Annotated in this window: 16 protein-coding genes and 1 pseudogene; 13 read left to right on the top strand and 4 right to left on the bottom strand. The window is 73.9% G+C overall.

Annotation, left to right across the window (positions count from 1 at the left end):
- Window positions 1-151 precede the first annotated feature (151 nt).
- Together ACTEI_RS26460 and ACTEI_RS37890 are read right to left on the bottom strand one after the other, a co-directional pair.
- Window positions 152-1,540 (bottom strand): M20/M25/M40 family metallo-hydrolase, encoded by a 1,389-nt coding sequence (locus ACTEI_RS26460; protein ID WP_122980131.1) that lies wholly within the window; start codon window positions 1,538-1,540, stop codon window positions 152-154.
- Between the two features lie 66 nt (window positions 1,541-1,606).
- Window positions 1,607-2,302, bottom strand: a complete 696-nt coding sequence (locus tag ACTEI_RS37890; RefSeq protein WP_239082367.1) for a SanA/YdcF family protein — start codon at window positions 2,300-2,302, stop codon at window positions 1,607-1,609.
- A gap of 105 nt (window positions 2,303-2,407) precedes the next feature.
- On the opposite strand from ACTEI_RS37890, the gene ACTEI_RS37885 reads away from it, so the two are divergent.
- Window positions 2,408-3,124, top strand: coding sequence for a GNAT family N-acetyltransferase (locus ACTEI_RS37885; protein WP_239082368.1), 717 nt, complete (start codon window positions 2,408-2,410; stop codon window positions 3,122-3,124).
- Window positions 3,125-3,131: 7 nt separating this feature from the next.
- Here ACTEI_RS37885 and ACTEI_RS26450 read toward each other — a convergent pair whose 3' ends face one another.
- Complete coding sequence (locus tag ACTEI_RS26450) at window positions 3,132-3,932, bottom strand: class I SAM-dependent methyltransferase (protein WP_122980129.1); 801 nt, start codon at window positions 3,930-3,932, stop codon at window positions 3,132-3,134.
- A 202-nt stretch (window positions 3,933-4,134) separates the two neighbouring features.
- On the bottom strand, window positions 4,135-6,381 hold the full coding sequence (locus ACTEI_RS26445) for an exo-beta-d-1,3/1,6-glucosidase (RefSeq protein WP_122980128.1): 2,247 nt from the start codon (window positions 6,379-6,381) through the stop codon (window positions 4,135-4,137).
- Window positions 6,382-6,797: 416 nt separating this feature from the next.
- Between ACTEI_RS26445 and ACTEI_RS26440 the strand changes: the two are divergent.
- The 12 genes and pseudogenes from ACTEI_RS26440 to argG all read left to right on the top strand — a co-directional run.
- Window positions 6,798-8,066 (top strand): annotated as a pseudogene (locus ACTEI_RS26440) (glutamate-cysteine ligase family protein); the annotation flags it as partial.
- 482 nt (window positions 8,067-8,548) lie between these two features.
- Window positions 8,549-9,841 carry an ergothioneine biosynthesis protein EgtB gene (egtB, locus tag ACTEI_RS26435; protein WP_122980127.1) on the top strand — a complete coding sequence of 431 codons (1,293 nt, stop codon included), beginning with the start codon at window positions 8,549-8,551 and terminating at the stop codon, window positions 9,839-9,841.
- Window positions 9,841-10,578: an ergothioneine biosynthesis protein EgtC gene (gene egtC, locus ACTEI_RS26430; RefSeq protein ID WP_122980126.1), complete on the top strand. Its 738-nt coding sequence runs from the start codon at window positions 9,841-9,843 to the stop codon at window positions 10,576-10,578. The genes egtB and egtC overlap by 1 nt, the downstream gene beginning before the upstream one ends.
- On the top strand, window positions 10,575-11,573 hold the full coding sequence (gene egtD / locus ACTEI_RS26425) for an L-histidine N(alpha)-methyltransferase (RefSeq protein ID WP_122980125.1): 999 nt from the start codon (window positions 10,575-10,577) through the stop codon (window positions 11,571-11,573). The genes egtC and egtD overlap by 4 nt, the downstream gene beginning before the upstream one ends.
- A 553-nt stretch (window positions 11,574-12,126) precedes the next feature.
- Window positions 12,127-13,128, top strand: a complete 1,002-nt coding sequence (argC, locus tag ACTEI_RS26420; RefSeq protein ID WP_122980124.1) for an N-acetyl-gamma-glutamyl-phosphate reductase — start codon at window positions 12,127-12,129, stop codon at window positions 13,126-13,128.
- Window positions 13,125-14,297 (top strand): bifunctional glutamate N-acetyltransferase/amino-acid acetyltransferase ArgJ, encoded by a 1,173-nt coding sequence (gene argJ / locus ACTEI_RS26415; protein ID WP_122980123.1) that lies wholly within the window; start codon window positions 13,125-13,127, stop codon window positions 14,295-14,297. Before argC ends, argJ begins: the two co-directional genes overlap by 4 nt.
- Window positions 14,294-15,160 carry an acetylglutamate kinase gene (argB, locus tag ACTEI_RS26410; protein ID WP_122980122.1) on the top strand — a complete coding sequence of 289 codons (867 nt, stop codon included), beginning with the start codon at window positions 14,294-14,296 and terminating at the stop codon, window positions 15,158-15,160. The genes argJ and argB overlap by 4 nt, the downstream gene beginning before the upstream one ends.
- Window positions 15,157-16,308, top strand: a complete 1,152-nt coding sequence (locus ACTEI_RS26405) for an acetylornithine transaminase (protein ID WP_122980121.1) — start codon at window positions 15,157-15,159, stop codon at window positions 16,306-16,308. Before argB ends, ACTEI_RS26405 begins: the two co-directional genes overlap by 4 nt.
- Window positions 16,305-17,237, top strand: a complete 933-nt coding sequence (gene argF / locus ACTEI_RS26400) for an ornithine carbamoyltransferase (protein WP_122980120.1) — start codon at window positions 16,305-16,307, stop codon at window positions 17,235-17,237. Before ACTEI_RS26405 ends, argF begins: the two co-directional genes overlap by 4 nt.
- Window positions 17,234-17,743 (top strand): arginine repressor, encoded by a 510-nt coding sequence (locus ACTEI_RS26395; protein ID WP_122980119.1) that lies wholly within the window; start codon window positions 17,234-17,236, stop codon window positions 17,741-17,743. The genes argF and ACTEI_RS26395 overlap by 4 nt, the downstream gene beginning before the upstream one ends.
- Before the next feature lie 79 nt (window positions 17,744-17,822).
- A complete protein-coding gene (locus ACTEI_RS26390; protein ID WP_239082369.1) occupies window positions 17,823-18,698 on the top strand; it encodes a hypothetical protein in 876 nt (291 codons plus the stop codon).
- On the top strand, window positions 18,695-19,942 hold the full coding sequence (argG, locus tag ACTEI_RS26385) for an argininosuccinate synthase (RefSeq protein WP_122980117.1): 1,248 nt from the start codon (window positions 18,695-18,697) through the stop codon (window positions 19,940-19,942). Before ACTEI_RS26390 ends, argG begins: the two co-directional genes overlap by 4 nt.
- Window positions 19,943-19,992 lie beyond the last annotated feature (50 nt).

Here is a 19,992-nt window from a genome sequence, read left to right as displayed (position 1 = left end):
GGGCTCGGAGGAAAGAAGTGAAGCGAGGGCAGGGGTCAGCGGCTGAGGCCGCTCGGCACCGCGGGGATCACAGGCTTCACTCTTTCGAGCACTCGGGGACCGCGCCGTGCGCGCGATCACCCATGGAACATTGCAGATCCAACGGCCGGCGTCAAGCGGACGGGCGCGGCGCGGCGGCCGGGCTGCGGTGCCCGTCGGTGTCCACCGCGCGTACGCCGAACTGGACGTTGTCCTTGGAGACGTCCACGGTGGCGGTGCCGACCCGGCCCACCGCCACCACATCGGTCCAGTCCGCCGCGGTGCTCTCCCGCCAGAGGACCTCGTATCCGGCCAGGTCCGGCTCGGTGCCGACGGTCCAGCGCAGGGTGGTCTCGTTGGTCAGCCGGGTGGTGTCGATCACCACGTCCTTCGGGGTGCCGGGGGCGACCGCCAGCGACCAGAGGGTGGCCGCGTTCACCCGGGCCACCCGGGCGATGTACGCGAAGTCGCAGAACTCGACCAGGTCGCCGTACTGCACGCCGTCCACGACCCGGACGTCCTGGTGCTCGTGGGCGAAGTTCTCCCGGGGCTCGGTGAAGCGGGCCGCGGGGTATCCGCGCAGCAGGAACGACACGTGGTCGCTGCCGCGCAGGTAGCGGTCGCGGCGCCAGACCACCCGCAGATCCATCCCGGTCTGCGGGTTCGCGGCGACCTCGCCGGCGAACCGGCCGAGCTGGCGCGACGGCCCGTCGTTCTCCCCGCCGGTGCTGCGCCGGGCGCCGGTCTCGGCGGCGGTCTCCGCGGTCGGCACGCCCTCGACGAACAGCCGGACGGTGTGCGGCGCGGGGCGGCTGCCGTCGTGCGCGTCGCCGGTGCCGACGATGTCGTTGCTGAACATGGCCTGGATGTCGGCGCCCGCGTCCCGGTACGCCTGAGCCATGTGGTCGGAGCCGTAGAGTCCCTGCTCCTCGCCGGCCACGGCGGCGAAGACCAGGGTGGCCTCCGGTTCCCGCCGGGCCAGCACCCGGGCCAGTTCCATGATCACCGCGACCCCGGAGGCGTCGTCGTCGGCGCCCGGCGCGTCACCGGTGTGGTCCAGTACGTCGGTGGCCCGGGAGTCGTAGTGGCCGGTGACCACGTAGATCCGCTCCGGGGTGACGCTGCCGCGCAGGGTGGCGACGACATTGGTGATGACCGTCGGCACCGGCACCCGCGGGGACACCGGCTGCACGAAGGACTGCAGCTCGACGGTCATCCGGCCGCCGGACGTGGCCGCGTACGCCTGCAACTGCCGGTGGATCCAGTCGCGGGCGGCGCCGATACCGCGTACCGGATCGGTCTGCGAGGACAGCGTGTGCCGGGTGCCGAAGGCGGCCAGCCGGCGTACGGTGGCCTCGATCCGACCCGGATCGATCTCCCGCAGGATCGCCCGCAGCGTGGCGTCCGGCGGGCGCCGGCGCGGCCCCGACGCGTGCGCGGCGGCGCCGGTCAGCGGCGCCGCGATCGCGGCGGCGGCCGAGGCGGTGAGGAGGGTGCGCCGGGTCGACCGTGCTCTCGCCATGCCTGACACTCTGGTCCACGACGCGGCGGATGTCCATGCCTGTCGATGTCTGCGGCGGCCGGCCGCTCAGCCCGCGGCGACCGCGGTCTCCACGCCGGTCTCGTGCCGGCCGAGGAAGACCGGGTCGCGGCGGGTGGCGGCGTCCCAGCCGGCCTTGACCGCGGCGGCCCACTCGCGCACCTGACCGCGCGCCCACAGCGGCCGGTCCGCCCGAACGGTGTCGTCGCCCACCCCGCTGGCGTCGATGCCCAGCGTCCGGCACAGCGCCACCGCCCGCGGCACGTGGAACGACTGCGTCACCAGGATCGCCCGGCGCACCCCGAAGATCCGGCCGGCCCGGGCGCACGAGTCGTAGGTGTCGAAACCGGCGTGGTCCATCACGACCCGATCCGCCGGCACCCCCCGCGCCACCAGGTAGACCAGCATCGCGCCGGGCTCGTCGTAGGACCACTCGGCGTGGTCGCCGGAGACCAGGATCGCCCTGACTTTGCCGGCCTGGTAGAGCGCCCGGGCCAGGTCGAGCCGGGCGGCCAGGAACGCCGACGGCGCGCCGCCCGGATCCACCTGCGCGCCGAGCACCAGGGCGACCGGCGCCTCGGGCACGGTGTCCAGCGAATAGACGTGGCCGGCGGCGGCGTCGCGGATCCACAGGTTGGCGGACGCCACCGTCACGATGCTGAGCGCGGCGCCCAGGCCGCCCGCCACGATCAGGCGGCGCAGCCGGCGGGACCGGCCCAGCCGGGTCAGGGAGATTTTCGGCACCGGCCCACTCTCGCAGGACACGGCAACGCCGGCATACCGGCTTCGGGCCGGATCCGCGCTCGCGCGGATGTGGCCGGGCCCGGCGCCGGGCGGCAGTATGGGCCGGTGGGCGATCAAGATCTTTTCGTACGGTGGGCGGCCGGGGCGGCCGGCGCGCGGGTGTGGCGGCGTCCCGGCGCCACGGTCGTGGCCTGCGCCGGGCTGGCGTACTGGGACCGGCTGGTGATGAGCGGGGACCCCGCGGCGCTGGCCGGGCTGGTCCGCGAGGTGCTGCCCGGCCTCGGCCCGACGTACCGGCCGTTCGGTGCCGAGGAGCTGGTCGCGGCGGTCGTCGCGCGGGTCCCGGAACTGGCGGTCAGCTCCCGCTTCGCGTGGATGGACATCAGCACGCCGGTGCGGCCGGGCGGTGCGGGCCGGGCGGCGTGCCCGGACGGCACGGGGCAGCCGCACTGGCTCGGCGCGGACGAGTGGGGCGAGGTCGCGGCGCTGCTCGACGAGTCGTTCCCGGATTCGTACGCCCGGCCGGGGCAGCCCGGGGTGCGGCGGTGGGCGGGCCTGCGGGACACCGGCGGGCGCCTGGTCGCGGTGGCCGCGGACGCCTGGTCGACCCGGGAGATCGGCTTCCTGGCCGGGGTGACCACCCACCCGGAGGCGCGCGGGCGCGGGCTGGCCGCACGGCTGTGCGGGTTCGCCGGTGACGAGTTGCTGGCCGGGCGGGAACGGGTGGCGCTGCTGGCCGACCACACCAACACGGCGGCGGTGGCGGCGTACCGGAAACTGGGGTTCTCGATCCGGCGTGTCGCCGCCGCCCGGCAGGTCTGACCGGCGGCTACCCGCGGCGGCGCCCGGTCCAGAGCAGGTACTCCCAGTCCATCGCGCCGCCGCCGGTGTCGAAACGCCGGGCCAGCTCGACCAGCGCGGTGTCCAGCGCCGCGGTCCGGTCCGGGTCGGCGGCGATGGTGCGGTACACCGCGATGGTCGGCCCGTAGTTGCGCTTGAAGTAGTCGCGGAACGCCTCGGGCGTGCCGAAACGGTCCACCCGCAGCCGGCGCCGCCGCGCGGTCACCCCGGTCACCCGGTCGCCGAAGAGCCCGGCCAGGTGGTCCGGATCGCCCCAGAGCGGCGGCGGCTGCGCTCCCGGCGGCGGGGGTGCGGCGTACGGCTTCATCGCCGCGAACATCTGCCCGACGAACCCGTCCGGCGTCCAGTTGGCCAGCCCGATCGTGCCGCCCGGCCGGCACACCCGCAGCAGCTGCGCGGCCGCCCGCTCGTGGTGCGGCGCGAACATCACGCCGATGCAGGAGATCACCGCGTCGAAGCCGGCGTCCGGGAACGGCAGGTCCTCGGCGTCCGCCTCGACCCAGGTCAGCCGGGCGGCGGCCCGTCGCTCGCCGATCCGCAGCAGCTCCGGAGTCAGATCACTGGCGGTCACCTCGGCGCCGGTCGCGGCGGCCGGGACAGCCGCGTTCCCGGTGCCCGCGGCGACGTCCAGCACCCGCTGCCCGGCGGCGATGCCGGCCGCCTCGACCAGGGTCGGCCCGAGCGGGGCGACCAGCTCGCCGGCCACCGCGGCGTAGTCCCCGGAAGCCCACATGGCGCGGTGCCGGCTCTTCAGTTCCGTGTCAGTCATGTCACCGACGGTAGGGGCCGGCGGCCGGCGCCGGCCCCGATGTCACCCGCCCGGTGTCACCCCGGCCGGCCCGGGTCGTCGGGCCGATGCGGCCGTCGCGCAGCCCGGCGGTGAGCGCCGGGAGCGGCTCGGCCGCCTCCGTCCGGCCCGGTCCAGGTCGCCGGCTCGGCACCCGGACCGGGAATCGCCGTGCGGGGCGCGGTCAGCTGATCCGGAACTTGGCCGACTGCAGCGCGGACAGGCGCGAGTTCGGGCCGACGAGCAGCTCGAAGTCGCCGGGCTCGACCACCCGGTGGCCGTCCGCGTCGACCAGCGTGCAGTCGGCGGCCGGGATCTCGATCTCCACGGTCACGCTCTCGCCGGCCGGGACGGTCACCTGCCGGTACGCCTTCAACTCCCGGTGCGCCCAGGTCACGCTGGTGACCAGGTCACTGACGTACGCCTGGACGGTCTCCAGCGCCGGGCGCGTCCCGGTGTTCGACAGCCGCACGCTGGCCCGTACCACCCCGTCGGCAGGGACGTCCGGCTCGCCGATGGTCAGCCCGTCGTAGACGACCGTGGTGTAGTTGAGCCCCTCGCCGAAGGCGAACAGCGGGTCCTGGGTCAGGTCGGCGTACCGCGAGCCGTGCTGGCCGCGCAGCTGGTTGTAGTAGACCGGCTGCTGGCCGACGTGCCGGGCGGCCGAGATGGGCAGCCGGCCGCTCGGCTCGATCGCGCCGAGCAGCAGCTCGGCCAGCGCCTGGCCGCCGCGCATACCCGGGTTGAAGGCCTGCACGATCGCCGCGGCCCGCAGCGCCGACGGCGGCAGCGCCAGCGGCTTCGAGTTGATCAGCACGACGATCATCGGGGTGCCGGTGGCGGCCACCGCGTCGAGCAGCGCCACCTGCCCGCCGAGCAGCTCCAGGGTGGCCGTCGAGCGGCCCTCGCCGGTCAGGGTGACCGTGTCGCCGACCACCACGACCGCGTAGTCGCTCTCGGCGGCCAGCCGGGCGGCGGCGGCGATCCGCTCCGGGTCGACCGGCGCGGACTCGGAGATCGGCGGCCGGGGCTGGCCGTCCGGGAACGTCTCGCCCTCCGGGTCGGGCACGAGCCGGACGATCTCGGCGCCCTTCTCGTACGACACGGTCCAGCTCGCCGGGACCGCCGCGCGCAGGCCGTCCAGCACCGTCGCGGTCAGCTCGCGCGGGTGGCCGTCCGGCATCCAGCCCACCTGGCCGGAGTCGCCGGCCCAGTCGCCGAGCTGGGCGGACACGTCGTCGGCGTTCGGGCCGAGCACGGCGATCCGGCGCGCGCCGGCGGCCGGGTCCAGCGGCAGCGTGCCGTCGTTGCGCAGCAGCACCAGACAGCGGCGGGCCACCTCCAGGTTGAGCTCGGTGTGCGCGGCGCAGCCGATCACCGCGCGCTGCCGCTCGGCGTCCGGGGTGCGCGGGTTCTCGAACAGGCCCAGCTCGAACTTGAGGCGCAGGATCCGGCGTACCGCGGCGTCGATCTCCGGCTCGGTCAGGATGCCGCGCTCGACCGCCTCCTGGGCGCCCTCGAAGAAGCCCGGGGTGACCATGACCAGGTCGTTGCCGGCCTTGACAGCCACCGCGGCGGCCTCCGCGTAGTCGGCGCAGACCTTCTGCTCCCAGACCATCCGGCCGACGTTGTCCCAGTCGGTGACCAGCGTGCCGGTGAAGCCCCACTCCTGCTTGAGCACGTCGTTGAGCAGCCATTTGTTCGCGGTGATCGGCACGCCGTCCATCGACTGGTAGCCGAGCATGAACACCTGGCAGCCCTCCCGGGCGGCCCGCTCGAACGGCGGCAGGAACCAGGAGCGCAGCTTGCGCCGGCTGATGTCCGCCTCGCTGGCGTCCCGGCCGCCCTGGGTCTCGGAGTAGCCGGCGAAGTGCTTGGCGGTGGCCAGGATGCCGGTCGGGTCGGTCAGGCCGTCACCCTGGTATCCGCGGATCATCGCGGCGCCCAGGTCGCTGATCAGCAGCGGGTCCTCGCCGAAGGTCTCGTCCACCCGGCCCCAGCGCAGGTCCCGGGCGATGCACAGCACCGGGGAGAAGGTCTGGTGGATGCCGGTGGCGGAGGCCTCCACCGCGGTCGCCCGGGCGACGCGCTCCAGCAGGCCGGAGTCCCAGGAGGCGGCCATCGCCAGCTGGCTCGGGAAGATCGTCGCGCCCGGCCAGAACGAGTGGCCGTGGATGCAGTCCTCCGCGGTCAGCAGCGGAATTTTCAGCCGGGTCCGGGCGACCAGCTCGCTCGCCTCGATCAACTTGGCCGGCGAGGTGTGCAGGATCGATCCGGCCAGTTTCTCCAGGACGATCTCGGCCAGGTCCTGCCGCGCGTCCAGCTGCAGCATCTGACCCACCTTCTCCGGCAGCGTCATGCGGCTGAGCAGGTCGTCCACGCGCTGCTCGACGGAGAGGGCGGGGTCCAGATAGGGGAAGTCTGCGGACATGCGGGCCTCCGGTCGTCACGACCGCGAAGCACGGTCTGCCAATTACGAACGAGTCGGAGTCTTCCAGTCCGGAACCGGTTCCGGCACCCCGGGGCGGTTCCGGAACTTGTCGATCTCCGAACGGGTGACCGCGGGCCGGGCCGTCCGCCGTGGCGAACCCGCAGCTCGGCCCGCACGCACTGAGGGCTTCGGCGGTGACCGGCCGGGCAATCGTCGGCAAACCTTGCGATCGGGGGCGGCGAATCCGCCCGGAGCCGGGTATCGTCCGATGAAGGTCTGACTGATCGGAGTTCGTCGATCACGGTGGGTGATCTTAGGCGGCTCGGATTCTGGGCGGCTCAGATCTTCGGCGGCGTGGATCCCCGATGACGGTGATCCACGGTGGCGGGTGATCTTCGGTGACCACGAGGAGGGGCATGAGCTCGGCCGACCGGGTGCTGCGAGGCACCGCGGAAGCGATCGAACACATCTCCGGGATCTGTTTCAAGACCGGCCCACCCCGGCGCACCGGCGTCGAGCTGGAATGGACCACGCATCACGCCGGCGACCCGGCCGCCCCGGTGACGGCCGCCCAGCTGAGTGCCGCGCTGGGAGCGCACGCGCCGGCCACCCTCGGCAACCCGCGACCGCGACCCCTGCCCGCCGGCGGCACGGTCACCGCCGAGCCCGGTGGCCAGATCGAGATCTCGTCGGCTCCGGCGGAGTCGCTGACCGCCCTGCACGCGGCGGTCACCACCGACCACGCGGCCCTGACCGCGCTGCTCGGCCGGGCCGGTCTCGTCCTCGGCGACCGTGGCCTCGACGAGCACCGCGACCCTCGCCGCATCCTGGACACCCCGCGCTACGCCGCCATGGAGGAATCGCTCGGCCGGGCCGGGCGCACCATGATGACCGGCACGGCCGGGCTGCAGGTCTGCCTCGACGCCGGGGAGCCGCACCGGCTCGCCGACCGCTGGGCGGCGCTGCACGAGTTCGGTCCGCCGCTGCTGGCGCTGTTCGCCAACTCCCGGGTGCACGCCGGCCGGGACACCGGCTGGGCCTCGGCCCGGATGGCCGCCTGGTACGGCATCGACCCGCACCGCACCGCCCCGGTCCACCCCGGCCCCGGCGCGCCCGCCACCGCCTGGGCCCGGTACGCCCTGGACGCCCCGCTGCTGTGCGTCCGCCGCGACGGCGACCGGTGGGCGGTCCCACCCGGCGTCACCTTCGCGGACTGGATCGTGGCCGGCCGGATCGCGGAGCGGCGCGCCGGGCACGGCCGGCTCGGCCTGCGGCGGATCGGGCCCCGGCACGACGAGCCGTCCCGGGCGGCCGCGCCGGTCGACCGGCCGCCCACCGTCGGCGACCTCGACTATCACCTCAGCACGCTGTTCCCGCCGGTGCGGCCGCGCGGCTACGTCGAGGTGCGCTACCTCGACGCCCAGCCGGGACCGGAGTGGATCGTCCCGGTCGCGGTGCTGGCCACGCTGACCGTGGACGACGCCGTCCTCGACCGGGCCCGGCGGATCGCCGGGCCGGCCGCCGGGGCGTGGCGGGCGGCGGCCCGCGACGGGCTGGGCGATCCGGCCGTCCGCGCGGCGGCGGCCGCGCTGGCCGGGCTGGCCGAGCGGCATCTGGAGCGGACCGGGCTGCCGGCGGGCGTACGCGACATGGTCTCCGGCGTGCTCGGCCGGCGGCTGCGGGCGTACCCGGCGAGCGTTCCGCGGTCGGCAAGCGATCCACCGGGCCGCAACCTCGCGCCGGGCCGCGAGCGCGGATCCGGCCGCAGAACCGCGCCCGGCCGTGATCCCGCGCCGGGCCGTGATCCCGCGCCGGGCCGTGATCCCGCGCCGGGCCGTGATCCCGCGCCGGGCCGTGATCCCGCGCCGGGCCGTGATCCCGCGCCGGGCCGTGATCCCGCGCCGGGCCGTGATCCCGCGCCGGGCCGCGATCCCACGCCGGGCCGCGATCCCACGCCGGGCCGCGATCCCACGCCGGGCCGCGATCCCACGCCGGGCCGTGAGTCCGCGTCCGGCCGCGATCCCACGCCCGAGCGCGATCCCGCGCCCGGCCGTGATCCCGCGCCCGGCCGTGATCCCGCGCCCGGCCGTGATCCCGCGGCCGGGCGGGATGCCGCGTCCCGCATTCCCGGCGCCCGGCGCCGCCCAGCGCAGGAAGGAACCTCTCGATGACCACCCCGGACAAGGACCTGATCGCCGCGGAGCTGGACCGGGCCCGGGCCCGCACCGCCCTGCTCACCGACGCGGTCGACGACGACGACCTGACCCGCCAGCACTCCACGCTGATGTCGCCGCTGGTCTGGGACCTGGCACACGTCGGCAACCAGGAGGAGCTGTGGCTGGTCCGGGACGTCGGCGGGCGCCAGCCGATCCGGCAGGACATCGACCACCTGTACGACGCGTTCAAGCACGCCCGCCGCGACCGCCCGACCCTGCCGCTGCTCGACCCGGCCGAGGCCCGCAGGTACGTCGCGCAGGTCCGCGACAAGGCGCTCGACGTGCTGGACCGGGTGCGGCTGGACGAGCGGCCGCTGGTCGCCGGCGGATTCGCGTTCGGGATGATCGTGCAGCACGAGCAGCAGCACGACGAGACCATGCTCGCCACCCACCAGCTGCGCTCCGGCGCTCCGGTGCTGTCCGCGCCGCCGCCCCCGCCGGGCGACCGCCGGGTCCGCGGCGAGGCGCTGATCCCGGGCGGGCCGTTCACCATGGGCACCGACACCGACCCGTGGGCGCTGGACAACGAGCGGCCCGCGCACGTCGTGGACGTCCCGGCGTTCCTGATCGACGTGGCGCCGGTGAGCAACGCGGCGTACGCGGCGTTCATCGACGCGGGCGGCTACGACGATCCCCGGTTCTGGAGCGAGCGCGGCTGGGCGCACCGGCAGGAGGCCGGGCTGGCCGCGCCGATGCACTGGTTCCGCGACGGCGACTCCTGGATGTACCGGCGGTTCGGTCACGTCGAGCCGGTCCGCATGGACGAGCCGGTGGTGCACGTCTGCTACTTCGAGGCCGAGGCGTACGCCAGGTGGGCCGGCAAGCGGCTGCCCACCGAGGCCGAGTGGGAGAAGGCGGCCCGGTGGGACCCGGCGACCGGCCGTTCCCGGCGCTACCCGTGGGGCGACGAAGCGCCCGGGCCGGAGCACGCCAACCTGGGGCAGCGGCACCTGGCCCCGGCGCCGGTCGGGGCGTACCCGGCGGGCGCCTCGCCGCTCGGCGTGCACCAGCTGATCGGCGACGTCTGGGAGTGGACCTCGACCGGTTGGCACGGCTACCCGGGGTTCCGGGTGTTCCCGTACGCCGAGTACTCCGAGGTGTTCTTCGGCGGCGACTACCGGGTGCTGCGCGGCGGCTCGTTCGGCACCGACCCGGCCGCCTGCCGGGGGACGTTCCGCAACTGGGACCACCCGATCCGGCGGCAGATCTTCAGCGGCTTCCGGTGTGCCCGGGACCTGCCCTGATGTGTCGCCACGTGGCCTATCTGGGGCCGAGCGTGCCGCTGAGCGCGGTGTTGCTGGATCCGCCGCACGCCCTGGCCCACCAGGCCTGGGCGCCGCGGGACATGCGCGGTGGCGGCACCATCAACGCGGACGGTTTCGGGGTGGGCTGGTATCCCGGCGCCGGCCCGCCGATCCGGTACCGCAGCGCCATGCCGATCTGGTCGGACGCCGCGCTGCCGGCGCTGGCCGCCGGCACCGGCGCCGCCGCGATCCTGGCCGCGGTCCGCTCGGCCACGGTCGGGATGCCGGTGGTGGAGACCGCGGCCGCCCCGTTCGCCGACGGTCGCTGGCTGTTCAGCCACAACGGCGTGGTCCGCGGCTTCCCCGGCACGCTCGCCCGGCTCGCCGCCGAGCTGCCCGTCGAGGACCTGCTGACGCTCGACGCGCCGACCGACTCGGCGGCGCTGTTCGCCCTGCTCCGGCACCAACTGCGGGCCGGGAAACCGGCCGCGGAGGCGGTCGCCTCGCTGGTGCGCGCCACCCGGGAGGCGGCGCCCGGCTCGCGGCTGAACCTGCTGCTCACCGACGGGGAACAGATCGTCGCGACCACCGCCGGTCACGCGCTGTCGGTGCGCGCCGGCGACGGCGCGGTGCTGGTCGCCTCCGAACCGCTCGACGACGACCCGTCCTGGCGGGCCGTCCCGGACAACCATCTGCTGATCGCCACGCGTACCGACGTGACCATGGGAGAGACATGACTTCGCTGGAGCGGCATCTCGACGAGCGTGACCTGGCCCGGTCGCTGCGGGCCGACGTGCGCGACGGCCTCGCCGCCGACCCGAAACGGCTGCCGCCGAAGTGGTTCTACGACGCCCGGGGCAGCCGGCTGTTCGAGGACATCACCCGGCTGCCGGAGTACTACCCGACCCGTACCGAACGCTCGATCCTGACCGCCAACGCCGCCGCCGTCGCCCGGATCACCGAGGCGAAGACCCTGGTGGAGCTCGGCTCCGGTTCGTCGGAGAAGACCCGGCTGCTGCTCGACGCGCTGCTGTCGCGGGGCACTCTCGGGGCGTTCGTGCCGCTCGACGTGTCCGAATCCGCCCTCGCCGAGGCGGTCGAGGGGCTCAGCGTCGCCTACCCCGGGCTGAGCATCACCGGCGTGGTCGGCGACCTGACCCGCCACCTGCGCCAGCTGCCCGACGGCGACAGCCGGTTGGTGGCCTTCCTCGGCGGGACGCTCGGCAACCTGGTGCCCGCCGAGCGGGCCGCGTTCCTCGGCGACCTGCGGGCCACCCTGCATCCGGGGGAATGGCTGCTGCTCGGCGTCGACCTGGTCAAGGACCCCGCCGTGCTGGTCCCGGCCTACGACGACGCGGCCGGGGTGACCGCCGAGTTCAACCGCAACGTGCTGCACGTGATCAACCGGGAGCTGCGGGCCGATTTCGATCCGCTGGCCTTCGAGCACGTCGCGGTGTGGGACGCCGACCGCGAGTGGATCGAGATGCGGCTGCGCTCGGTACGGGCGCAGCGGGTCCACGTCGGCGAGCTCGACCTCACCGTCTCGTTCGCCGCCGGCGAACAGATGCGGACCGAGGTCTCGGCCAAGTTCCGCCGCGCCGGGCTGGCGGGCGAGCTGGCCGCGTCGGGCTTCGCCCTCCGCCACTGGTGGACCGATCCGCGGTCCTGGTTCGGCGTCGCTCTGGCCCAGGCGGCGCCGATTCCCGGTACGACCAGCGCCGCCCGCCCGTAGCCGAGCCCCGCCCCGGGACGGCCGGTTCCGGCCGGCCGTCCCGGCCCTCCACCCACGCCGAAGCGCCTCGCCGGCCGGCCTGGTTTTGGAGCGTTCCGGGTGCGGCGCCCCGCCGGTCGGCCTGCCTCGGTTGAGTGTCCCCGGGTGTGCCGCCCCGCCGGTCGGCCTGGCTTTCTGAGCGCCCCCGGGTCGAGCGCGCCCGGGTCGAGCGCCCTCGGGTCGAGCGCGCCCGGGTGTGGCGTCCGGCCGGCCGGACGGTCGTCGGTCACCGCCCGAGATACCCGCGCCTCGGGCCGTCTGACGGGGCCGTTCCGCCCCCGCGTGCGCGATGTGACCGTTCCCGCCTCGATGCGTGCAGGACGGGCCTCCCCGCCTCGATGCGTGCGTGACGGACCGTTGCCGATCCCATCGCGCGCGGCAGACTTGTCGCTGACAAATCCGGATTTGTCTGATGGGCCGGGCTGTGCCGCGTGAAGGTGACTCCGGGCACGCCACGGTTGCCGCACGGAATGCGAGTTGATACGGTTCCCTGCATAGTCATGCGGAGGTGGGTATGGGAATCCGGGTCGCGGTGGCCGGGGCAAGCGGGTATGCCGGCGGGGAGTTGCTGCGCCTGCTGGCCGGGCACCCCGAGTTCGACCTGATCGCGGCGACCGCGCACAGTCAGGCCGGTCAGCACGTGACGTCGGTGCACCCGCAGCTCACCGGGCTGGACCTGACGCTCGGCGCCACCGACGCCGCCACGCTCGGCGACGCCGACCTGGTCTTTCTCGCCCTGCCGCACGGGCAGTCGGCGGCCGTCGCCGCGCAGCTGCCGGCCGGGGTCCGGGTGGTCGACCTGGGCGCCGACTTCCGGCTGCGGAGCGCCGAGCAGTGGACCCGTTACTACGGCGGCGGCCACGCCGGCACCTGGACCTACGGGCTGCCCGAGCTGCCCGGCGCCCGGGCCGCGATCGCGGCCTCCGACCGGGTGGCGAACACGGGTTGTTATGCGGCCACGATCATCCTGGCGCTGGCCCCGCTGATTGCCTCCGGCGTCGCCGACCCGGCCGACGTGGTGGTGGTGGCCAGCTCGGGCACCTCCGGCGCCGGCCGCAACGCCAAGGCGCACCTGCTGGCCAGCGAGATCATGGGCGATCTCACGCCGTACAAGGTGGGCGCGCACCAGCACGTCGCCGAGATCAAGCAGGCCACCGGCGCCGCCTCGCTGTCGATGACCCCGATCCTGGCGCCGATGCCGCGCGGCATCCTGGCCACGGTCACCGCGAAACGCTCCAACGGCGGCGACCCGCGCGAGGCGCTGCAGGCCGCCTACGCCGACGAGCCGTTCGTGCACGTGCTGCCCGAGGGCGCCTGGCCGCACACCGCGGCCACCGCGGGTTCCAACTCGTGCCATCTGCAGGCCACGGTGGATGTCGACTCCGGGCGCATCATCGTCGTGAGCGCGCTCGACAACCTCGGCAAGGGCGCGGCCGGCCAGGCGGTGCAGAACGCCAACATCATGTTCGGCCTGCCGGAGACCGCGGGCCTGTCCGTCTACGGAGTCGCGCCATGACCGTCACCCATCCCAAGGGCTTCCGCGCCTCCGGCGTCGCCGCCGGGCTCAAGGCCAGCGGAAACCCGGACGTCGCCCTGGTCGTCAACGACGGCCCGGACTACACCGCGGCCGGGGTCTTCACCGCCAACCGGGTGAAGGCCGCGCCGGTGCTCTGGAGCCAGCAGGTGCTCAAGGGCGGGGTGATCCGCGCGGTGGTGCTCAACTCCGGCGGCGCCAACGCCTGCACCGGCTCGCAGGGCTTCCGTGACACGCACAGCACCGCCGAGCACACCGCCTCGGTGCTGCGCGGCGCGCCGAAGCCGATGATGATCGGTCCCGGTGACGTGGCGGTCTGCTCGACCGGCCTGATCGGCGAGCTGCTGCCGATGGACCGGCTGCTGCCCGGGGTGAACGCCGCGGTCAAGGCGCTGTCCGCGGACGGCGGGCCGAGGGCCGCCGAGGCGATCATGACCACCGACACGGTGGCGAAGAACGCGGTCGCCCAGCGCGACGGCTGGTCGGTCGGCGGCATCGCCAAGGGCGCCGGGATGCTCGCCCCGGCGCTGGCCACCATGCTCGTGGTGCTCACCACCGACGCGTCGGCGGACAACGAGACGCTGGACGCGGCGCTGCGCGCGGCCACCCGGGTCACCTTCGACCGGATCGACGCCGACGGCTGCATGTCGACCAACGACACCGTGCTGCTGCTGGCCAGCGGCGCCTCGAACCGGCAGCCGTCGCTCGCCGAGCTGACCGCCGCGGTCACCGAGGTCTGCCACGACCTGGCCCAGCAGCTGATCGGGGACGCCGAGGGGGCCACCAAGCACATCGCGATCGAGGTGGCCGGCGCGGCCAGCGAGGCCGACGCGGTGCAGGTGGGCCGGACGGTGGCGGGCAACAACCTGGTCAAGACCGCGTTCTTCGGCAACGACCCGAACTGGGGCCGGATCCTGGCCGCGGTCGGCACCACCAGCGCCGCCTTCGAGCCGGACCGGGTCGACGTGGCGATCAACGGTGTCTGGGTCTGCCGCAACGGCGCCGCCGCCGAGGACCGGTCGAAGGTCGACCTCTCCGGCCGCGACGTCCGGGTCACGATCAACCTGCACGAGGGCGAGATGGACGCGACGATCTGGACCACCGACCTGTCGCACGCCTACGTCCACGAGAACTCGGCGTACTCCTCGTGAACCCGCAGCAGAAGGCGGAGATCCTGGTCGAGGCGCTGCCGTGGCTGGAGCGTTTCCACGGCAGCACCATCGTGATCAAGTACGGCGGCAACGCCATGATCGACCCGGAGTTGCAGCGGGCGTTCGCGGCCGACATGGTCTTCCTGCGCCTCGTCGGCCTCAAACCGGTCGTGGTGCACGGCGGCGGCCCGCAGATCAACCGGATGCTGACCCGTCTCGGCATCGAGTCGGAGTTCCGCGGCGGCCTGCGGGTCACCACGCCGGAGACCATGGAGGTGGTCCGGATGGTGCTCACCGGTCAGGTGGGCCGCGAGCTGGTCGGCCTGATCAACCAGCACGGGCCGTACGCGGTGGGCCTGTCCGGCGAGGACGCCCGGCTGTTCACCGCGGTCCGCCGCGGCGCGCTGGTCGACGGCGCGGAGGTGGACATCGGTCAGGTCGGCGACGTCGAGCAGGTGGACACCTCGGCGGTCGACGACCTGATCGCGGCCGGCCGGATCCCGGTGATCGCCACGGTCGCGCCGGACGCCGCCGGTGTGCTGCACAACGTGAACGCCGACACCGCGGCGTCCGCGCTCGCGGTCGCGCTCGGCGCCCGCAAGCTGGTGGTCCTCACCGACGTGCCCGGCCTCTACACCAACTGGCCGGACCGCACCTCGCTGACCACCGAGATCGACGCGGACGCGCTGGCGAAGCTGCTGCCCGGCCTGGAGTCCGGGATGGTGCCCAAGATGGAGGCCTGCCTGCGCGCGGTGCGTGGCGGCGTGCCGGCCGCGCACGTGGTCGACGGCCGGGTCGCCCACTCGACGTTGCTCGAAGTCTTCACGGAAGAAGGATTCGGAACCATGGTGGTCCCCTCATGACGCTCGTCGAGCGCTGGCAGCAGTCCCTGATGAACAACTACGGCACCCCCTCGATCGGCCTGGTCAAGGGCGAGGGGGCGGTGCTCACCGCGGAGGACGGCAAGCAGTACGTCGACTTCCTCGGCGGCATCGCGGTCAACGCGCTGGGCCACGCCCACCCCGCCGTGGTCGCCGCGGTCACCGCTCAGATCCAGCAGGTCGGGCACGTCTCGAACCTGTACATCGCGGAGCCGCCGGTGGCTCTGGCGGAGCTGCTGCTGGCCCTGGCCGGGCGCGCCGGGCGGGTGCTGTTCACCAACTCCGGCGCGGAGGCCAACGAGGCCGCGTTCAAGCTGTCCCGGCTGACCGGCCGCACGCACGTCGTCGCCACCGAGGGCGCGTTCCACGGCCGCACCATGGGCGCCTTGGCCCTGACCGGCCAGCCGGCGAAGCGGGATCCGTTCCGGCCGCTGCCGGGAGACGTCACCCACGTCCGGTACGGCGACGTCGCCGCGCTCGAGGAGGCGGTGACCGGCGAGACCGCGATGCTGATCCTGGAGCCGATCCAGGGGGAGAACGGTGTGGTCGTGCCCCCGGCCGGCTATCTCGCCGCGGCCCGGGAGATCTGCACCCGGCACGGCGCCCTGCTGGTGCTCGACGAGGTGCAGACCGGCATCGGCCGGACCGGCCACTGGTTCCACCACCAGAGTGAGGGCGTGGAGCCGGACGTGATCACCCTGGCCAAGGGGCTGGGCGGGGGCCTGCCGCTGGGCGCGTGCATCGCGTTCGGGACGGCGGCCGAGCTGTTCACCCCGGGCTCGCACGGCACCACCTTCGGCGGCAACCCGATCGCCTGCGCGGCCGGTCTCGCGGTGGTCCGCACGATCGCCAGCGAGGGGCTGCTGGACCACGTCAAGCGGGTGGGCGAGCAGCTGCGACGCGGGATCGAGGGCCTGAACCATCCGTACGTCAAGCACGTGCGCGGCGCCGGCCTGCTGCTCGGCGTCGTCCTCGACCGGCCGGCGTCCGCGCAGATCGCGGCGAAGCTGCGCGACGCGGGCTTCCTGGTCAACGCCCCCCAGCCGGACGTCATCCGGCTCGCCCCACCCCTGATCATCTCCTCCGATCAGGCGGACGCCCTGATCGCTGCCCTGGACGGTACCCGGTGACCCTGCGCCACTTCCTCCGCGACGACGACCTGAGCCCGCAGGAGCAGGCCGAGGTCCTCGACCTGGCCGTCGAGATGAAGGCGAACCGGTTCGCCTTCACCCCGCTCGCCGGGCCCCGCTCGGTCGCGGTCTTCTTCGACAAGGCGAGCCTGCGCACCCGGCTGTCGTTCGAGGCCGGCATCGCCGAGCTGGGCGGCCAGCCGATCATCGTGGACACCCAGAACACCCACTTCGGCCGGGGCGAGACCCTGTCCGACGCGGGCCGGGTCGTCTCCCGGTACGTCGCCGCCATGGTCTACCGCACGCACGGCGACGAGCGGCTGGCCGAGCTCGCCTCCGGGGTGGACGTGCCGGTGATCAACGCGCTCTCCGATGGCTTCCACCCCTGCCAGCTGCTGGCCGACCTGCTGACCATCCGGGAGCGGCTGGGCGCGCCCGCCGGCCGGACCCTGGCGTACGTCGGGGACGCCGCCAACAACATGGCGCACTCCTATCTGCTGGCCGGCGCCACCGCCGGGATGCACGTGCGGGTGGCCGGCCCGTCCGGTTTCGACCCGGCCCCGGCCGTGGTCGGCCGCGCGTCGGAGATCGCCGCGTGGACCGGCGGTTCGGTCGAGGTGCTGCGCGACCCGCGCGAGGCGGTGGACGGCGCGCACGTGGTGGCCACCGACACGTGGACGTCGATGGGCCAGGAGGACGACGGCAAGGACCGGCTCACCCCGTTCCGGCCGTACCAGGTGAACCAGGAGCTGCTCCGCGCCGCCGCGCCGGAGGCGATCGTGCTGCACTGCCTGCCCGCGCACCGCGGCGAGGAGATCACCGACGAGGTGATGGACGGTCCGCGCAGCGTGGTCTTCGACGAGGCGGAGAACCGCCTGCACGCCCAGAAGGCGCTGCTGGCCTGGCTGCTGGCGGTAAACGAGAAGTGACGTCGGCGGTGACCCGAGCGGGGCGGCATGCCCGGATCGTCGAGCTGATCCGGAGCCGTACGGTGCGCTCCCAGACCGAACTGGCCGACCTGCTCGCCGGCGACGGCGTGCAGGTCACCCAGGCCACGCTGTCGCGCGACCTGGAGGAGCTGAACGCGGTCAAGGTCAGCGGCGCCTACCTGATCCCGGAGGACGGCAAGCGTCCGCTGCGCGAGACCACCGGGCAGGGGCCGGCGCGGCTGATCCGGCTGCTGCGGGAGCTGCTGACCGGGGTGGACTCCAGCGGCAACATCGCGGTCCTACGCACCCCGCCGGGCGCGGCGCAGTTCCTGGCCAGCGCGCTGGACCGGTCCGGACTCTCGGACGTCGTCGGCACCATCGCCGGCGACGACACCATCCTGGTGGTGGCCCGGGACAACGGGCCCACGTCGGGCGCCGCCCTCGCCGAGAAACTCGGCAACTGGAGCCGGTCGGACACCGACCAGCGTGAGGAGAACCGCCCATGACCGACTGCACCGGGCGCCGCCTTCCGAGCGAGCGCCGGGCGAGCGTGGAAAGGCCAGCACAGTGACGTTCCCACCGGCCGTGGAGACGCGTTTCCCGGACTTCGCCGACCACACCGGCAAGCTGGCCGGGCTCGGCGTGGAGTTCTTCCTCGCCTCCAACGAGACGATCCGCCCACACCTCAACGAGGCGCCGTACGGGCACAAGTTGAGCTGGCTGGACTTCACCGACACGACCGAGAAGGACTGGTCGGTGCGGGACTTCCTGAACCTGTTCAACGTCATCAACGGCATCGCGTTCGGCGACCGGGGCATCCCGATGCCGCAGTGGGTGATGGTGGACCTGATCCTGATGCCGGCCGCGGCGCTGATCGCCGGCCTGCCGCAGGCCGAGTTCGCGGCGATGGTGGAGCGGTCCACGTTCCGCTTCGACACCGACGTCAAGCACCTGCTGCGCAAGGTGCAGGAGGACATGCGGGCCAGCGGGTACCGCGGGCCGGTGCCGGTCGGCGGCTACTGCGCGGCCCCCTCGGCCGAGCCGGGCCGCTGGGTCGGCTGGTCGCTGTGGTCGCTGATGCCGGCCGTCGGGCTGGGCAAGGCGGCCAAGGCGCTGGCGCTGTCCGCGTACCGCGCGCAGAAACTGGACGGCGTCACCCAGTACGACAACAGCGCGCTCAAGGTGCACACCGAGTTCGGCGCGCTCAAGGTGCTGGTCGCCACCGTCCCGTTCCACACCGCGCCGGGCTCGTTCGTCTACCAGTCGGATCTGACGCTGCCGGCCGGCGCCGCGCTGCCCGAGCCGTCGTTCCTGCTCGACCCGTTCGACTACGACCGCCAGCAGGCGATGCAGAAGGACATCGAGGCGGGACGCTGCGAGTTCTACGTCCTGCCACCCGGCCACGTCCGCCGCGACGGTAAGACCTACGTGCCGATTCTCGAAAAGGACCTGCTCCGATGACCAAGCGCAAGATCGTTCTCGCCTTCTCCGGCGGGCTGGACACCTCGTACGCCCTCGTCGCCTTCCGGGAGAAGGGCTGGGACGTGGTCACCGCGAACATCGACACCGGCGGCCTGCACAGCGGGGAGGGCGAGGCGGTCAAGGCCCGCGCCGAGGAGCTGGGCGCCGTCGAGCACCACGTCGTCGACGCGCGCGCCGAGCTCTACGACCGGGTGGTCACCTACGCGATCAAGGCGAACTACCTGCGCAACGGCGCCTACCCGTCGTGCGTCGGCGCGGAGCGGCTGATCCAGGCGGAGAAGGTCGTCGAGGTGGCGCTGGCGGTCGGCGCGGACGCGGTGGCGCACGGCTCGACCGGCGCCGGCGCCGACCACGTGCGGTACGACGCGGTGATCCGCGCCCTCGCCCCGCAGCTGGAGATCGTCACCCCGATCCGCGACGAGCGGCTCACCCGCGAGGAGGAGACCGAGTACCTGCGCAGCCGCGGCTATCAGGTCAGCGAGAAGGTCAAGAAGTACTCGATCAACGAGGGGCTGATCGGCACCTCGATCGGTGGCGAGGAGACCTACGGCAGCTGGGAGTACCTCCCCGAGGACGCCTGGACCTACACCAGGTCGATCGACGCGGCCCCGGCCCAGGGCGTCGAGCTGCTGCTGACGTTCGAGAAGGGTGAGGTCGTCTCGGCCACCACGGCCGGCGGCGAGCCGATCGAGGGCACCGGCCCGGGCGCGCCGAACTACGCCATCCTGCAGGCGCTCAACGTGCTCGGCGGCGAGCACGGCGTCGGTCGCGGCATCCACATGGGCTCCACCATGGTCGGCAACCTGGCCCGGGTCGGCTTCGAGGCGCCCGGCATGCTGATCCTCATCGCGGCGCACCGTGAGCTGGAGAAGCTGGTGCTGTCCAACCGGCAGCAGGCGACCAAGGCGACGCTCGGCAACACGTACGGCGACCTGCTGCACGAGGCCGTGTACTTCGACCCGATCATGGACGACTTCCGGGCGTTCCTGGACTCCAGCCAGACCCGGGTCACCGGCACCGTGCGGGTGCTGCTGCACAAGGGCAACATCGTGCCGCTGGGCAGCAAGAGCCCGTACAGCCTGCTGGACGCGGCGACCCGGCAGGGCGTCGTCTACGGGCACGGCTCGTCGGCGTGGACCGGCGAGCAGGCACGGGCGTTCGCGCACATGTACGCCATGCCGGGCAGCATCGCCCGGATCGCCGGGCAGCCGGCCGCCGGGTAGTCCGCACCGGAGCCGGGCGCGCGCACCACACGCGGTGCGCGCGCCTCGCC

This window comes from Actinoplanes teichomyceticus ATCC 31121 (genome assembly GCF_003711105.1).
In the GTDB taxonomy this organism is placed as follows: Bacteria; Actinomycetota; Actinomycetes; order Mycobacteriales; family Micromonosporaceae; genus Actinoplanes; species Actinoplanes teichomyceticus.
This window is presented reverse-complemented; position numbering and strand designations above follow the sequence as displayed.

Excerpts from the sequence above, each read along its gene's own strand:
- egtD (WP_122980125.1), top strand. The coding sequence starts at position 10,575 with ATGACTTCGCTGGAGCGGCATCTCGACGAGCGTGACCTGGCCCGGTCG.
- argC (WP_122980124.1), top strand. The coding sequence starts at position 12,127 with ATGGGAATCCGGGTCGCGGTGGCCGGGGCAAGCGGGTATGCCGGCGGG.
- egtC (WP_122980126.1), top strand. The coding sequence starts at position 9,841 with ATGTGTCGCCACGTGGCCTATCTGGGGCCGAGCGTGCCGCTGAGCGCG.
- ACTEI_RS26445 (WP_122980128.1), bottom strand. The coding sequence starts at position 6,381 with ATGTCCGCAGACTTCCCCTATCTGGACCCCGCCCTCTCCGTCGAGCAG.
- argJ (WP_122980123.1), top strand. The coding sequence starts at position 13,125 with ATGACCGTCACCCATCCCAAGGGCTTCCGCGCCTCCGGCGTCGCCGCC.
- ACTEI_RS26460 (WP_122980131.1), bottom strand. The coding sequence starts at position 1,540 with ATGGCGAGAGCACGGTCGACCCGGCGCACCCTCCTCACCGCCTCGGCC.
- ACTEI_RS26450 (WP_122980129.1), bottom strand. The coding sequence starts at position 3,932 with ATGACTGACACGGAACTGAAGAGCCGGCACCGCGCCATGTGGGCTTCC.
- argG (WP_122980117.1), top strand. The coding sequence starts at position 18,695 with ATGACCAAGCGCAAGATCGTTCTCGCCTTCTCCGGCGGGCTGGACACC.
- ACTEI_RS26405 (WP_122980121.1), top strand. The coding sequence starts at position 15,157 with ATGACGCTCGTCGAGCGCTGGCAGCAGTCCCTGATGAACAACTACGGC.
- egtB (WP_122980127.1), top strand. The coding sequence starts at position 8,549 with ATGACCACCCCGGACAAGGACCTGATCGCCGCGGAGCTGGACCGGGCC.